The organism is Arthrobacter sp. KNU-44, assembly GCF_051843155.1.
Classification (GTDB): Bacteria; Actinomycetota; Actinomycetes; order Actinomycetales; family Micrococcaceae; genus Arthrobacter.
In genome coordinates this window covers 2,126,335-2,140,498 of record NZ_JBPXNG010000002.1, presented here as the reverse complement: position 1 = coordinate 2,140,498, position 14,164 = coordinate 2,126,335, and the positions used below count along the sequence as shown (strand labels likewise).

Sequence of the window (14,164 nt, the reverse complement as noted above, 5' to 3'; positions counted from 1 at the left end):
GAATCGGAGGTCGATGAGGCGCAGCGTTCGGCGGGTCAGAATGAAGTTCTCAATACCCCGGGAGTGAACTCTCAGTGAACCCGCGGACACTATCCACAGCCTTGTGCACACTGGGTAAAACCTGAGGTCCAAGGCGTGAAGGCCCCGTTTTCACCTGAAAGTCGGGGATCCTGGCTTCATGTACATGGATGTCCACATGAATTGTCCACAGCTGTGGATAAAGTTACGCACTTCTGTGGAAAGCGGTGGGTATCAGAGCCAAACTCCGGAGCTGCCCCGACGGTGGCTGTCAAGAAGATGGGTATCGATCATCCCGATCGCCTCCATCAGCGCATACATGGTGGTGGGGCCTACGAAAGCGAAGCCCTTCTTACGCAGGGCCTTGGACAGAGCAATTGACTCCGGCGATTGGGTAGCGACGTCGGCAAACGTACGCGGTTCCGGGGTCGACGCCGGTTGAAACGACCACACGAAGTCCACCAACCCGCCCTCGCTCCGCAAGGCGATGGTGGCCTTGGCGTTGGTGATGGCCGCACGGATCTTAAGGCGGTTGCGCACGATTCCCGAATCCTGCATCAGCCGTTCGACGTCGGCCTCCGCGAAAGCCGCGACGCTTTCAGGGTGGAAGTCCAGGAAAGCGGACCGGAATGCCTCCCGCTTGCGCAAGATGGTGGCCCAGGACAGGCCCGCTTGGAATCCCTCGAGGCTGATGCGCTCATACAAGCCCCGTTCGTCCCGGACGGGCATGCCCCACTCGTGGTCGTAGTACTCGCGCATGAGCGGGTCAACGGATGCCCACGGCGGACGCGCAAGGCCGTCGTCGCCAATGATGGTGCCGTTCTCGGGCGGGTTCATAGTTGTTCCTCCACAGGGAGCCGGGCAAAAGCTGTTGTTGACATTGTGCCCCCGTCCTACGACATTCCCGTGACACGCATGGTGATGTTGATCCGCCCCCGCGGCAGCCCGCAGCCTTCGGGAGCGGTTCCGGGGAGAACTTTGGTGACTCCGTGGTACGCAAAACGGGATGCTCCACCGAACACGAAGAGGTCTCCTGAGGAGAGTTCGACGTCGGTATACGGCTTGGTGCGCGTCTCCGTGTTTCCGAAGCGGAAGACGCAACTGTCTCCGATGCTGAGGGAGACCACAGGGGCCCGGGACCTTTCGTCCTTGTCCTGGTGCATCCCCATCTTGGCGGCCCCGTCGTAGAAATTCACCAGCGCAGTGTCCGGCGTGTAGCCGGCGGCTTCGGCGGCGTCGCCGTCGGCCTCGAAGAGCGCTTTGCGGCCCAGACGCACCATCCAGTCAGGAAAGTCGAGGACCCGCCGCCCGTTGACGTCAAAGGCCTCGCGTGTGTATCGATAGGGCTGCCAGTGCCAGCCGAGGCAGACCGTCCGGACGGACATCGGGTGCCCGCCTGGAAGGACGGCGGCGCGCAAGGGGACGGGACCCCGCGTCCAGTCTTCGAAACGGGCTGCGATCCACTGTTGCTGCTCAAGGCTCAACCAGCCCGGAACGTGCACCGCGCCGGGCGCGATCTCCCGGGGACCGGCGTCGGGCGGGTCCGGCAACTCAAGCGGAAACAGCGGCTCTGTCCACCCTGAACTCATGCGGCCTCGAGCGCCAACAGGGCTCGTTTGGCTTCCATGCCGCCGAGGTAGTTGCCAAACGATCCATCGGATTTCACCACCCGGTGGCAAGGAACAATCACCGGCAGCGGGTTGGTGGCGCAAGCAGTGCCGACGGCGCGCACGGCTCGCGGACTTCCGGCCGCCAAGGCCACTTGCGCGTAGCTTTCCGTGTGGCCGTAAGCGATTTGGGGCAAATGTTCCAGGACGCTGAGCCGGAACCCGCGCGAAAGGCTGAAATCCAGGGGGAGGTCGAACTGGTGCCGGGTCCCGGCGAAGTATTCGTCCAGTTCGCGGGCAGCCGGATCCAGGCGGCTCGCTGAGAAAAGGATCCGCGGACTGAGCTTTTCCGCGAGCAGCTGCAGTACGGCGTCGTGGTCTTCCACTTCGAATGCCACGCGCACCATGCCCCGCTCGGTGGCCGCAAGGAGCAGTTTGCCGAGCGGGGAGTCCACCGTGCGGTAGGCAATGTCGAGGGCGTGCTGCTCCGCTGCAGCCGCTGCGAGGCGGTCGTGGAGCCGCCGCATGACAGCCGGCTCCACGGAATCGAGGGGTGCGAGGAGTTTGGAGACGTCCGGTTCGTCGTGGTTGATGGTCATGGGGTTTCTTCTTTCACGTTGCTCAAGGAGCTGTCGAGGAGAATGGCACGCAACGCCTTGACGCCGTCGGCTCCCGCTCGACGCGCGGCGTCGGGGGTTCCTCCGAGGAGCCCGGCGACATCCTTGTAGGGGAGCCCGGCGAGGTAGTGGTACGCCACCGCCAGGCGCTGCTTCGGCGGAAGCTGCCCGACGGCGTCGAGCATCTCCCGGTGACCGTCGCCGGGGATTCCGAGACCCGACGGTCGCACGGGCAGTTCCTCCACGGGAACCGGCTGGCGGTTCCTGGAGCGGACGATGTCGATGGATTTGCGGTGGGCGATGGTCACGAGCCAGGCCTGGACGTTGGCACCGGCCGGAAGTTCCGGGTAGGCCTTCAACGCGGAGAGGAAAGTCTCGGACCAGCCGTCTTCCGCGTCGTGGACGCCGAGAACCGCTCCGCACACGCGTAGGACCGTGGGTCCGTGCTCCCGGACGACCAGCTCGAACGGCTTCTTGGGCTCCATTAGAAGAGCTTGCTTTCCTTCGCCGCTGCTGGTTCTTCGAGTTCCAGGAGGAACCGTTTGTTATCGAGGCCGCCGGCGTATCCGGTGAGCTTCCCGTCGCGCCCCACCACCCGATGGCACGGGATGATGATGCTCAATGGATTGCGGCCAACTGCCGAGCCGACGGCCTGGGAAAGGTTGCGATCGCCCAGTTCAGTGGCCAGTTCTCCGTAGCTGACGGTTTCCCCGTACGGAATTTCTTCGAGCCTTGCCCAGACCCGCTGCTGGAACGGGTTCCCTGAAGCCTTGAACGGCACGTCGAACACGGTCCGCTCGCCAGCCAGGTATTCGCCGAGTTCAACGGCAGTTTGCTGGAACAGGGGATCCTCGGCCGGGACGGCTTCACCGAAGAATTCCGAAGGCGGCATATGCCAATGACCCTCGAAGAAAATGCCGGTCAGCTGATCGTCCTGGGCAGTCAGTGTGAGCCGGCCCAGCGAGGAATCAATTGTTGTGTGCCTGGTGGTCATGTCTAGTAGACGCTGCAGGCGGCGGAAATGTGAGGTCGCCGCTCAGGAACGCCAGCGCGTGGTCATGAGGAAGCCGACAATCGCGATGCCGAAACCTGCCACGATGTTCCAGGACGCCCATGCGGCCACGGGAAGCTGGCCGCTGGTGATGTAGAAGGTGATGATCCACAGCAGGCCGATGATCATGAGACCGAACATGACGGGCTTGTACCAAACGGGATTCGGCTTGTACTGCTGTGCGGTGGCCGCTTCGGTGGGGCGGGCAGCCCTCTTGCGGGGCTTGGACTCGGGCACGGATCCTCCTTGGCCGGCTGAATGAAAGGCCACGCGCCAGCTTGATATCCTGCAGGAAGGAAAATTCCAGCGGTCAACGCGCACGCGGCAATTCCGGGGTTCGTTCTAGCAGTCAAGTCTAGCCGGATTTCGGAGGCCGCTCGTCGTCGGGCATCCGCGCCTGCAAAGAGGAGATCCAGTGGCGCAGCAGCAGACGCAGCAAGCCGCTGCCGTGCCGGACGACGGCACAGGAACCGGCGCGGAGGGTCGCCGCACCAGGGGACACAAGCCGCGGTCGGCGAGGCGCAAGGGACGGTCGAGCACGGGCGACATTGTGCGCAAAATCGTCCAGATCGTGGGCGAGTTGCTCGTCACCGCGGGACTCATCCTGCTGCTCTTTGTGGCTTGGGAACTGTGGTGGACAAACGTCGAAGCCGACGCCAAGCAAAGTCAGGCCGTCCAGGGTTTTGCGAAGAGTTTTGCGGGACCGGTGGCGCCTGTTGCCCCTGCCAACCCTGCTGCACCGCCGGACTACGGGAAGCCCGTGGTTGGCGAGGCTCCCGAGCACGGCGGCATGATCGGCATCATGTACATTCCTCGATTCGGCCCGGATTATTCGCGGCCCATCATCGAGGGAACCGGTTCCGACATTCTGGACACGCTCGGCCTTGGCCATTACGGGACCACAAGCATGCCGGGAGCCCCGGGCAACTTCGCCGTCGCGGGGCACCGCCAGACCCATGGCGCAGTGCTGGACAACATCCATCTCCTGGTTCCGGGCGACAAGATATATGTGCAGACCAAAGACGGTTACTACACGTACGTTTTCCGCAACAACCAGATCGTGCTGCCTTCCCGGACGGACGTCCTTCTTCCGGTTCCCACACAGCCCGGTGCGACGCCCACCGAAAGCTACCTGACCATGACCAGCTGCAATCCGCGCTTCGGTGCGCAAGAACGCATCATCGCTTACTCCGTTCTGGAAAGCTGGCAGCCGGCATCCGCCGGGCCACCACAGGACATCGCCAAGCAAGTCGCCCAGACGGCCGGAAAGGGTTAAGCCATGTACGGATGGATCTTCCGCCACCTTCCGGGACCCCTCTGGGTGCGTATCCTGACATCAGCGGCCCTCGTGGCATGCGCGCTTGTCTTGATGGTCCAGTTCCTGTTCCCCTGGATGTCACAGTTCACTACTTTCACCGACTCAACGATTGGTTTAGCACAGCAGCCATGAGCACAACAAAAATCCTCGTCGTGGACAACTACGACAGCTTCGTCTACACCCTGGTCGGCTACTTGCAGGAACTCGGTGCGGAAACCACAGTGGTCCGGAACGACGACGTCACCCTCGCCGAAGCGATCGAGCTCGCGGATGCGCGCGACGGCGTGCTGATCTCCCCCGGCCCCGGAACCCCGGCCGACGCCGGAGTCTGCATTGAGTTGATCAGGTGGTGCGGAGACAACAACAAACCGATGTTCGGGGTCTGCCTCGGGCACCAGGCACTCGCCGAGGCCTACGGCGGGACCGTCACGCACGCGCCAGAGCTGATGCACGGCAAGACATCACCTGTGCAGCATGACGGCAAAAGCGTTTTCGCGGGTCTGCCTTCGCCGGTAACGGCCACCCGCTACCATTCCCTGGCGGCTGTCCGGGAAAGCATTCCCGACGTCCTGGAAATCACCGCCGAAACCGCCAGCGGGGTGGTCATGGGCCTGCAGCACCGTTCGGCGCCGCTGTGCGGTGTGCAGTTCCACCCGGAATCGGTGCTCACCGAAGGTGGCTACCTTATGCTCGGCAACTGGCTTGAATCACTCGGGATGTCCGGGGCGGCCGCCCGTGCAGCCACCCTGAGCCCCCTGATCCAGCGCTAGCCGCCCAGTCCGCCCAGGCCTCCGCCGCCCTTCGTGTCGCTCGGAGACGGCGTGGGGGTCGGAGTGGGACTCGGGGGCGGGGCGGGAGCCTTCGCGACAATCACGCTGATGGTCTTGCCCTGCTCCACGAGGGAATTGAAGGCATCTCCCTGGCCCGTCACCTTTCCAGGGGCTACTTGCGAATTCTCCTGTTCGGTGACCGCGATGGCCAGGCCGTTTTGCTTGAGCAGTGCCTCGGCATCGGCCTTGAACAATCCAATGAGTTGAGGCACGGCTACTTTGCCCGTGGACACCACCAAGTCAACGGTGCTGCCCACGCCCACCACGGCCCCGGAAGCCGGCTTGGTGCTGATGACGGAGCCCGCGGGGACCGTGGCACTATTGGCCAAGGTACTTGACCCGCCTACGAGTCCAGCCTGGCGCAGGAGGTCGCGGGCAGCGGCCTCGGTGAGTCCGCTCAGGCCTGCCGGGACGGTCGCCGAGACCGGCCCGTCTGAAACGTTCAGCGTGACTTGTGATTTCGGCGCCACTTGGGACCCCGCGCCGGGGTCGGTGCTGATCACTATCCCCTTGGGTACCTTGTCATCCGGGACATGATGAGACTCCGGGCTGAGATTGGCGCTGTAAAGCATCTGCAATGCCGTGGCCTCGGTCATGGTGGTGACCGCCGGTACAGCGATCAACGGGGGCGGGGCCGGCTTCTGGTTCACCGTGGTGTACACCCAGAATCCGCCGCCGGCCAAGACCAGCAGCACCAAAATAACCACCACTGCGGTCCACGCACGACGGCGGGACTTCTGCCTGGCGGTCCGCTCGCGTTCAAGGGCGAAACCAAGCGGCATGGCGCCGTCGTGCTCAGCGTCAGACTCCGATTCGGCTGCCTCCCGGGCCAGCATGTCCTGGTCGCCGGCGGCCTGGCCGTTGCCTGGCTCTCCGCTCAGGGTGCTGTCCAGGAATTCTGCGCCCATCAGGCCGCGAGCCAGGCCACCCTCCGGAATCTGCTGTGTCGACGGCACCGCCTCCTGAACGTCGGTGGGCGTTCCGGCGGCAACTGCCGGAACAGAAACGCCGTTCTTGGCCGCACGCAGGGCGCGCCGGAAGGCAGCAGCATCCTGGAAACGATCCGCGCGATTCTTCTGCAGGCCCTTGGCCAGGACACTGTCCAGTGCCTCTGAAACGGCCGGATTGAAGGTGCTGGCGGGTTCCGGGATCTCGCGGACGTGCTGGTAGGCCACCGAGACAGGGCTATCGCCCGTGAACGGAGGACGCGACGTCAGCATTTCAAACAGGAGGCACGCCGCAGAGTACAGATCACTGCGGGCATCCACGGTCTCGCCGAGGGCCTGCTCGGGCGACAGGTATTGGGCAGTACCAACCACGGCCTGCGTCTGGGTCATGGTTGCCGCCGAATCGGCCATCGCCCGGGCGATTCCGAAGTCCATGACCTTCACATCGTTTGACTCCCCGGTCACCATGACGTTGGCCGGCTTGATATCGCGATGGACGATTCCGGCCTTATGGCTGTATTCCAGAGCGGCGAGGACGCCAAGGATGAATTCGATGGCTTGATCGATGTCCAGTTCCTTGGCTCGGATCAGGTCGCGGACAGTCCGGCCGGACACGTATTCCATGACGATGTAAGGGACCCGGACGTCCTCGCCCGGGCCACCGGGCACGGTGTACTCGCCGGTGTCGTAGATGGCGACGATAGAGGAGTGGTTCAGGGCCGCCACCGCTTGCGCCTCGCGCTTGAAGCGGGCATGGAACTGCGGATCGCGGGCAAGATCGGCACGGAGCAGTTTCACCGCGACAGTTCGTCCGAGCACCGTGTCGACGCCCTTGTAGACATCGGCCATGCCACCACGGCCGAGCAATTCACCGAGTTCGTACCGCCCGTTGAGGACGCGGTGGGATGTCATTGGAGTGCTGTCCTCTCTGTGGGCAGGGGTGGAGCGTCCGGTTGGCATGGTGTCCTACGGGGTGGTCTTAGGGGAAGGAGACGACGGGTTCGTGGTCGGCTTGGACAGGTGATAGGTCACGACGGACCCGGCCGGTACTTTCTGCCCGGCTGCAGGATCGGAACTGACGAATGTTCCCGGCGCCTGGCCGGTTGCTCCGTCAACGGGGGCTCCCGTGACCCAGCGCAGGCCCGCACCTTCGATGGTGGCCTGTACTTGCGATTCGGTGGCTCCCTTGCCGATGGTCGGCACCGTGACCATCTGCGGTCCCTTGGAGTAGTTGACGGTGATGGTCGATCCCTTGGCCACGGGACCGGAAGGATTGATGTCGATGACAGTGCCGGGCGTGGATGGATCGAAGACCTGGACGCCGTTGACCGCGAGGCCGAGTGCATTGAGGTCCGAGCGCACCTTGTCGTACGGCTGTCCCTTGTACTGCTCCGGGATCAGGTTGATCGTATCGGGGGTGGACGTGGTGGGCGTGGGGCTGGCCGAGGTCTCCGTTGGGCTCGGAGTTGCCGAGGTTGGCGGTGCGCTAGAGACCTGGGCCGGAGGGGTGGTGCTCGCCGGTGCCGGCCTGCTGGGCGAGAACAGCCCGGATTGGGTCAGGATCGCCCCCACCACGGCGAGCAGAACGAGCACGATCAGTGCAATGAGCGGCCACGTCCACGGGCTGCGTTTCTTCCGCTGCGGCTCCTCCTGGTACTCCTCTTCTTCATGGATGTACTGGTTGTGCTCGCCGGCCTGATCCAAACTGCGTTCGGCGGCCAGGGCGTTGGCACGGGCCAGCGAATTTCCACCTTCGGCTGCGGCCCCTACCGCTGCGGCTCCGGCGGCTGCGGCGCCGACCACGGGGAGCGCCGACGTCGACGTCGACCGTGCTTCCCTCCCGTACGGCGAGGTGACAATGCCGGTGGGCGCGGTGGCGATGTCCGTGGGTGCGGTGATGGGGCCCGTGGCCGATTCGAACAGCAACATCCCGGGCACGGCGGCGTGTGCCTTGGCAATGTCGCCGGCACGGATCGCCTCTGCGGCTTCAGCCAGCTTGATGGCATCCGCAGGACGGTTCCTCGGATCCTTGGCGAGCATGGACATCAGCAGGGCGCGTACCGGGGTAGGCAGGCTTTCAGGCAGCGGCGGCGGGGCGTCGTTGACCTGGGCCAGAGCAATGGCGATCTGGGATTCGCCGGAGAACGGACGATGCCCTGTGAGGCACTCGTAGCCGATAATCCCGAGGGAATATATGTCCGAGGCGCCTGTTGCCGTTTGTCCGGTGGCCTGCTCCGGAGCCAGGTACTGCGCCGTACCCATGACTTGGCCGGTCTGCGTGAGCGGAACCTGGTCTGCCAGGCGGGCGATACCGAAGTCGGTGATCTTGACACGGAAGTCCGGCGTGATCAGCAGGTTGCCCGGCTTGATGTCCCGGTGCACCAGGCCCTGGGCATGCGCGGGGGCCAGCGCCCGGGCTGTCTGGGAAATGATGGACAGGGTGCGGTCCGGGGAAAGGACCTGCTCGTGTTCCAGCATGCTGCTCAGCGGCTGACCTGGTACCAATTCCATGACCAGGTAGGCGGAGCCGTCTTCCTCTCCGTAGTCGAAGACGTTGGCTATTCCCACGTGATTAAGCAGCGCAGTGTGGCGGGCCTCGGCGCGGAACCGCTGGAGGAACCCGGGGTCACCGGTGTATTCCTCCTTGAGTACCTTGATGGCGACGATCCGGCCGAGGATCTGGTCCTTTGCCCTCCAGACCTCTCCCATGCCGCCAATCGCAATGCGACTGGTCAGCTGGAACCTGCCGCCGAGGGTGATTCCTGACGTAGGCCTCACTTGTTCAACACCGCCTCAAAAATCTTCTTCGCGTTCGGACTGGTTAGCTTTGCGCCTGTAGACACATCAACGCCTTCCATGACAATGGTGACGGCTACCTGCGGGTCGTTGGCCGGGGCGAACCCGGTAAACCATGAGTTGTTCAAGCCTGAATCGCCGAGTTGCGCCGTACCGGTCTTGCCGGCCACCTGGACTCCCGGCACCGCGGCACCGCTCGCAATGCCCTTGGATACGACGTCGGTCATCCACTGTGTGATCTGGCTGGCGATATCGGGCGTGGTGGAAGTGCGCAGCGCCTCGGCCTTGGGCTCGCTGATGACGCGCAGGTCAGGTGCCCGCACAGTCTTGACAAGGTTCGGCTTCATCTGGACGCCCTTATTGGCAATAGCGGCGGTCATCATGGCGATTTGCAGCGGAGTGGCCCTGACGTCACGCTGCCCGACGGCGGACTGGGCCAGGGCCGCCTGGTCCAGATTTTTGGGGAAGACACTGACCGCGGACTGCAGCTTGAGCTGGTCCCCGAAATCCTGTCCGAAGCCGAACTTGCTGGCCTGGTCCGCGATGGCGTTCTGACCCAGGTCCAGGGCGATGCTCGCGAAGGGCGTGTTGCACGACTGTTCCAGGGCGAAAGGGAAATCGGCTGTGTTGCGGGTTGAGCAGTTGCCGCCGGCATAGTTCGGCAGCGAGGCGTTCGAACCGGGCAAGGGCAGGCTGTCCGGGTTCGGCAAGACACTGTCCTTGTTGTACTTTCCGGAGCTCAATGCAGCCGCGGTATCGACGAGCTTGAACACGGAACCGGGCGCCAACAGTTCGCCGGTGGGCCCGCTCACGGACTGGTTGAGGTTGATGCCGGGGACCTGGTTGATTTGATCGTAACCGGCCTTTTCCTTGGCGGGATCGTGCGTGGCGATCAGGTTGGGGTTATAGGACGGCTTGGAAACCATCGCGATGATGGCACCCGTCTTCGGGTTGGTGACGACAATTGAGCCGCGCTGACCGTCAGGAATGAGGTCGTATGCCAGCTTCTGGATCACGGGATCGAGGGTCAATTCCACCGAGGCGCCCTTCGGCTGGCTCCCGAGGAAAATCTGGCTCACACGGTCAAGGAAGAGCTGGTCGGAGCTGCCTGCCAACTCATCGCGGAGCTGCTGCTCGAGTCCGGTGGACCCGTAAGTCCTGGAGAAGTAGCCTGTGATCCCGGCGTAGAGCTCCGGTTGGGCGTAACTGCGCTGGTACTTGCAGGTTTCGTCTCCGGCGACGGATTCGGCGATCGGCTTGCCGCCCACGATGATGGCACCGCGGTCGTTGCAGTAGTTCGCCAGGACGGCGCGCTGGTTCCACGGATTGTCATTGAGGTCGCCGGCGCCGATGACCTGGACATAGCTGATCGCGCCAAAGAGCAGGGCGAACATGGCAACTGCTGCCATCCACGAATTGCGTATGGAATGGTTCATGAGGTCTGCACCGCCTCTGTGGGGGCATGGGTAATGGGCGTAGTGTCCACCGGGCCGCGCGCGGTGTTCGAAATCATGAGCAGCAAGCCCACGATGATCCAGTTGGCAAGCAAGGAGGAACCGCCCGCAGCAAGGAATGGAGTGGTCAGCCCCGTCAGGGGGATGAGCCGCGTGACGCCGCCGATCACTACGAAGCACTGCAGCGCTATGGCAAAGGACAGGCCACAAGCCAAGAGCTTGCCGAACGCGTCCCGCGCGCCAAGAGCCGCGCGGAACCCGCGCGTGAAGAGGAGCATGTAGAGCATCACGATGGCAAAGAGACCGATCAGTCCGAGTTCCTCACCGATGAGGGCCACGATCATGTCGCTGTTGGCAAACGGCACCAGATCCGGCCTGCCCTGTCCGAGCCCTGTGCCTCCGAGGCCGCCATCGGCCATGCCGAAGAGGCCTTGGACGATCTGTCCGCTGCCGCCCGGGGATCGGTCGAAGACTTCGGGGGTGAAGGCGTTCCACCAGCTGTCCAGGCGGAACGCGACGTGCGAGAAGAACCTGGATGCCAGGAATCCACCGCCAAGGATCAGCGCGACTCCGATGACGACCCAGCTGATTCGGCTTGTTGCCACGTAAATGATGACGATGAACAAGCCGAAGAAAAGGATTGACGTGCCGAGGTCCCGCTGGAACACGAGGATGCCGATGCTCACGAGCCAAGCCGTGATCATCGGTCCAAGATCCTTGAAGCGCGGCAATTGCATGGGGCCGATTTTTCGCCCGGCAAGCAGGATGAGGTCCCGGTTGGAGGAAAGATAACCTGCGAAGAATATAGCCAGGGTGATCTTGGCGATTTCGCCTGGTTGGAAAGTCATGGGACCGATCCGGATCCAGACGCTGGCGCCGAGCACCTCGCCAGCGGAGATACCGGGAACGAGCGGCAGCACAAGGAGAACTGCGCTGGCCGCAAGCGAAATAAAAGTGAAACGGCGAAGGAGGCGGTGGTCCTTGAGGAACCAAATCACGACGATTGACACGGCCATGGCCAGGAGGGTCCAGCGCAACTGGTTGTTACCCGTATCCTCGCCTGGCTGGTCCATGCGATGGATGAGGGCCAGTCCCAAACCGTTGAGGGCAACGACGATCGGAAGGATGATCGGATCGGCATATTTTGCGCGGAACCTGAGGATCATGTGAAAAGCGAATGCCGCCACGATCAAGAGACTCGACTGGAACCAGAAATCGCCGTCGAAAGCGGCCGGACTGTTGAGCCCGACCATGGCGCTGGCGCCGATTCCCACAGCGAGGGCAAGGACCAGCAGGACGAGCTCGACGTTGCGGCGGGGCTTGGGTGTGGTGATGGCCAGAATCATCGCGACACCGCGCACGTAGGGGCAGCCGTGGCCGTGGGTGACGATGTTGGCGGGTTCGAAGGACCCGGGCTTGCCGGACTCGGGCTTGCAGGCGTCGGGCTTGCCGTGGGGGTGGGACTCGCCGTCGGCTTGGCTGTGCCCGTGGGGCAATTGACGGGCAGCCCCGTGGTGCCCTTTTCCTGCAGGTTTTTCACAATTTGCTGGGCATCGGCGAGATCCCGCGCCGGAACGGTCTGGCGAACGACTTGTTGCGTGAATTCAGGCAAAGAATCCATGCGGATGCCCGTCGTGGCCTCTACTTTCGAGAGCTGGAACGGGCCAAGGCTCTGTGAAATGCCGTTGAAAATCGCGACGTGCTGGTTGAATTCACCGACGTAGTAGCGTGTTTGGGTCCACGCATAGCCGAGCCACAGCCCGGCGACCACGAAAATGGCCAAGACCGCGGCAATGGCCGGCGTCAGCCAGCGCCGTTTCCGGACGGCAAGCGGTTGCGGATCCTGGCGGTCCTGTTCAGCCTTGTGGGTCAGCACCGTGGCAGCCCGGCGTGCAACGCTGCGTCCGGCTATGGTCGGAATCGAACCCGTATCGGCCGCGGTCGCGGCGGCACCGACCAGTTCGTGGGGACGGCTTGCGAGTTCTTCGCGGAGGATCTCGGCTGACAGGTGCTCGCCAAGGTGCGGGTCCGTCGCCGTCGGAGGCTCAGGGGTCCCGGCGGCTTTTGCCGAACCCGCTACGGGACCCGCCGCTGCGGTGGGATTTGCCGCGGCTGCGGGGCTGTTGGCTCCGGACTCTTTGACCTGGGCTGCCGCATCGTTGCCGTGCGCGCTGTCCTTGCTCTGCGCGGACTTTCCGGGATCGGCCGCTTTCGGCGGCACTGGTGCTTCCCGGACGACGTCGACGGCGGCCGTGCTGAGGTTGTCGCCGGTCTCTTCCACGATTTCCAACAGCACCACGGTGACGTTATCGGGAGCGCCGTTGGCGAGCGTGAGCTCAACGAGGAGTTCAGCGCACTCGGCGAGGTCCTTGGTTTCGCGGACGACTTGCTCCACGACCGCGCCTTGGACGTAGTTCAGGCCATCGGAGCAGAGGAGCCAGCGTTCGCCCGGTACGACGTCGAGCTCGTCCAGGTCCAGCTCGGGGCTCGCGTCCACGTCGCCCAGAACGCGCATGAGGACGTTTTTGTGCGGGTGGGTCTCGGCTTCCTCGGGGCGCAGGCGGCCTTCGTCGATCAGCCTCTGGACGAAAGTGTGGTCCACGCTGATTTGCTCGAATTTGCCATTGCGCAGGCGGTAGGCGCGGGAATCGCCGATGTGCGCGAAGTGCAGCCGCCTGCCTTCGAGGAGCAGGGCGGTGACCGTGGTGCCCATGCCTGCGAGCTTCGGGTCCACGTGGACGAGCTCGGAGAGTAGGGAATTGGCAGTCTGGATTTCGTCTGCCAGGACTGTTTCCGCGCCGTCCGGGTAGGAATCGTGATCGAGGTGGATCATGTCCAGCACGGTGGATGCCGAGGCGACGTCCCCGCCCGCGTGCCCGCCCATTCCGTCCGCCACGACGGCAAGATGCCGGCCGGCATACGCAGAGTCGTCGTTCTTCGAGCGGACACGCCCGACGTCGGACCGCGCCGCGTAACGCATGATGAGGGGGAGGTCCGGAGGCAGAGCCTTGCCCTCGGAAGCTTGGGGGGAAGCCATGGGCTACGCCCTCAATTCGATGACCGTCTTGCCGATCCTCACGGGGACACCAAGCTCCACCGGCAGGGCGCGGGTCAGTTGCTGATCGGCGAGGTAGGTGCCGTTGGTGGAGCCAAGATCTTCGATGAACCATCGGCTGCCCTGGGGGAACAAGCGCGCGTGCCTGCCCGAAGCATAATCATCCTCGAGGACCAACGTGGCCTCTTGTGCGCGGCCCAGGAGAATCGGGCTCGCGGCCAAAGGAAGCGTGGTCCCCTTGAGCGGGCCTTCGACGACGACGAGCTGGTGCGCCTGTTGCTTCACGGGCTGGGGTGGCGCGGGGGCGAGCTCCGGGTGCTTGCGTACTTCGCGCGCCGTCGGAGTTCCCATGGCTGCTTTGCGGCCGATCACGAGATCACGACGCATGGTCGAGACGATGCTGAAGATCAAAATCCACAGCAACAGCAGGAAGCCGAAGCGGAGGGCGGTGATGGTCAGTTCACTGATGTC

14 protein-coding genes are annotated in these 14,164 nt (G+C 63.8%); 2 read left to right on the top strand and 12 right to left on the bottom strand.

The window, feature by feature from the left end; translation table 11 throughout:
• Positions 1–252: 252 nt before the first annotated feature.
• From ACSVHC_RS10940 to ACSVHC_RS10915, 6 genes are read right to left on the bottom strand one after another with little or no spacing between them, the layout of a single operon-like run.
• On the bottom strand, positions 253–855 hold the full coding sequence (locus tag ACSVHC_RS10940) for a DNA-3-methyladenine glycosylase I (RefSeq protein ID WP_437771977.1): 603 nt from the start codon (positions 853–855) through the stop codon (positions 253–255).
• 56 nt (positions 856–911) lie between these two features.
• Positions 912–1,607, bottom strand: a complete 696-nt coding sequence (locus ACSVHC_RS10935; RefSeq protein WP_437771978.1) for an alpha-ketoglutarate-dependent dioxygenase AlkB family protein — start codon at positions 1,605–1,607, stop codon at positions 912–914.
• Complete coding sequence (locus ACSVHC_RS10930; protein ID WP_437771979.1) at positions 1,604–2,224, bottom strand: methylated-DNA--[protein]-cysteine S-methyltransferase; 621 nt, start codon at positions 2,222–2,224, stop codon at positions 1,604–1,606. Before ACSVHC_RS10930 ends, ACSVHC_RS10935 begins: the two co-directional genes overlap by 4 nt.
• Positions 2,221–2,727: an RNA polymerase sigma factor gene (locus ACSVHC_RS10925; RefSeq protein WP_437771980.1), complete on the bottom strand. Its 507-nt coding sequence runs from the start codon at positions 2,725–2,727 to the stop codon at positions 2,221–2,223. Before ACSVHC_RS10925 ends, ACSVHC_RS10930 begins: the two co-directional genes overlap by 4 nt.
• A complete protein-coding gene (locus tag ACSVHC_RS10920; RefSeq protein WP_437771981.1) occupies positions 2,727–3,236 on the bottom strand; it encodes a methylated-DNA--[protein]-cysteine S-methyltransferase in 510 nt (169 codons plus the stop codon). Before ACSVHC_RS10920 ends, ACSVHC_RS10925 begins: the two co-directional genes overlap by 1 nt.
• Positions 3,237–3,278: 42 nt before the next feature.
• Entirely contained in the window at positions 3,279–3,530 is a 252-nt protein-coding gene (locus ACSVHC_RS10915; protein ID WP_437771982.1) for a cell division protein CrgA, read from the bottom strand.
• Between the two features lie 310 nt (positions 3,531–3,840).
• On the opposite strand from ACSVHC_RS10915, the gene ACSVHC_RS10910 reads away from it, so the two are divergent.
• Both ACSVHC_RS10910 and ACSVHC_RS10905 read left to right on the top strand, forming a co-directional pair.
• A complete protein-coding gene (locus ACSVHC_RS10910) occupies positions 3,841–4,569 on the top strand; it encodes a class E sortase (RefSeq protein WP_437774107.1) in 729 nt (242 codons plus the stop codon).
• Between the two features lie 170 nt (positions 4,570–4,739).
• Complete coding sequence (locus tag ACSVHC_RS10905; RefSeq protein WP_345448282.1) at positions 4,740–5,381, top strand: aminodeoxychorismate/anthranilate synthase component II; 642 nt, start codon at positions 4,740–4,742, stop codon at positions 5,379–5,381.
• On the opposite strand, the gene pknB is transcribed toward ACSVHC_RS10905, so the two are convergent.
• Genes pknB through ACSVHC_RS10875 form a run of 6 tightly spaced genes read right to left on the bottom strand, consistent with a single transcriptional unit; the run spans position 5,378 to position 14,161 of the window.
• Positions 5,378–7,348: a Stk1 family PASTA domain-containing Ser/Thr kinase gene (gene pknB / locus ACSVHC_RS10900; protein ID WP_437771983.1), complete on the bottom strand. Its 1,971-nt coding sequence runs from the start codon at positions 7,346–7,348 to the stop codon at positions 5,378–5,380. The genes ACSVHC_RS10905 and pknB overlap by 4 nt on opposite strands.
• Positions 7,349–7,354: 6 nt before the next feature.
• Complete coding sequence (locus ACSVHC_RS10895) at positions 7,355–9,166, bottom strand: protein kinase domain-containing protein (protein WP_437771984.1); 1,812 nt, start codon at positions 9,164–9,166, stop codon at positions 7,355–7,357.
• Positions 9,163–10,620 carry a penicillin-binding transpeptidase domain-containing protein gene (locus ACSVHC_RS10890; protein ID WP_437771985.1) on the bottom strand — a complete coding sequence of 486 codons (1,458 nt, stop codon included), beginning with the start codon at positions 10,618–10,620 and terminating at the stop codon, positions 9,163–9,165. Before ACSVHC_RS10890 ends, ACSVHC_RS10895 begins: the two co-directional genes overlap by 4 nt.
• Complete coding sequence (locus ACSVHC_RS10885) at positions 10,617–11,984, bottom strand: FtsW/RodA/SpoVE family cell cycle protein (RefSeq protein ID WP_437771986.1); 1,368 nt, start codon at positions 11,982–11,984, stop codon at positions 10,617–10,619. Before ACSVHC_RS10885 ends, ACSVHC_RS10890 begins: the two co-directional genes overlap by 4 nt.
• A complete protein-coding gene (locus ACSVHC_RS10880) occupies positions 11,981–13,675 on the bottom strand; it encodes a PP2C family protein-serine/threonine phosphatase (RefSeq protein ID WP_437771987.1) in 1,695 nt (564 codons plus the stop codon). Before ACSVHC_RS10880 ends, ACSVHC_RS10885 begins: the two co-directional genes overlap by 4 nt.
• A gap of 3 nt (positions 13,676–13,678) precedes the next feature.
• Entirely contained in the window at positions 13,679–14,161 is a 483-nt protein-coding gene (locus tag ACSVHC_RS10875; RefSeq protein WP_059390255.1) for an FHA domain-containing protein FhaB/FipA, read from the bottom strand.
• Positions 14,162–14,164 lie beyond the last annotated feature (3 nt).

Coding starts and splice junctions, on each gene's coding strand:
- ACSVHC_RS10940 (WP_437771977.1), bottom strand. CDS start 855: ATGAACCCGCCCGAGAACGGCACCATCATTGGCGACGACGGCCTTGCG.
- ACSVHC_RS10935 (WP_437771978.1), bottom strand. CDS start 1,607: ATGAGTTCAGGGTGGACAGAGCCGCTGTTTCCGCTTGAGTTGCCGGAC.
- ACSVHC_RS10930 (WP_437771979.1), bottom strand. CDS start 2,224: ATGACCATCAACCACGACGAACCGGACGTCTCCAAACTCCTCGCACCC.
- ACSVHC_RS10925 (WP_437771980.1), bottom strand. CDS start 2,727: ATGGAGCCCAAGAAGCCGTTCGAGCTGGTCGTCCGGGAGCACGGACCC.
- ACSVHC_RS10920 (WP_437771981.1), bottom strand. CDS start 3,236: ATGACCACCAGGCACACAACAATTGATTCCTCGCTGGGCCGGCTCACA.
- ACSVHC_RS10905 (WP_345448282.1), top strand. CDS start 4,740: ATGAGCACAACAAAAATCCTCGTCGTGGACAACTACGACAGCTTCGTC.
- pknB (WP_437771983.1), bottom strand. CDS start 7,348: ATGCCAACCGGACGCTCCACCCCTGCCCACAGAGAGGACAGCACTCCA.
- ACSVHC_RS10890 (WP_437771985.1), bottom strand. CDS start 10,620: ATGAACCATTCCATACGCAATTCGTGGATGGCAGCAGTTGCCATGTTC.
- ACSVHC_RS10885 (WP_437771986.1), bottom strand. CDS start 11,984: ATGATTCTGGCCATCACCACACCCAAGCCCCGCCGCAACGTCGAGCTC.
- ACSVHC_RS10880 (WP_437771987.1), bottom strand. CDS start 13,675: ATGGCTTCCCCCCAAGCTTCCGAGGGCAAGGCTCTGCCTCCGGACCTC.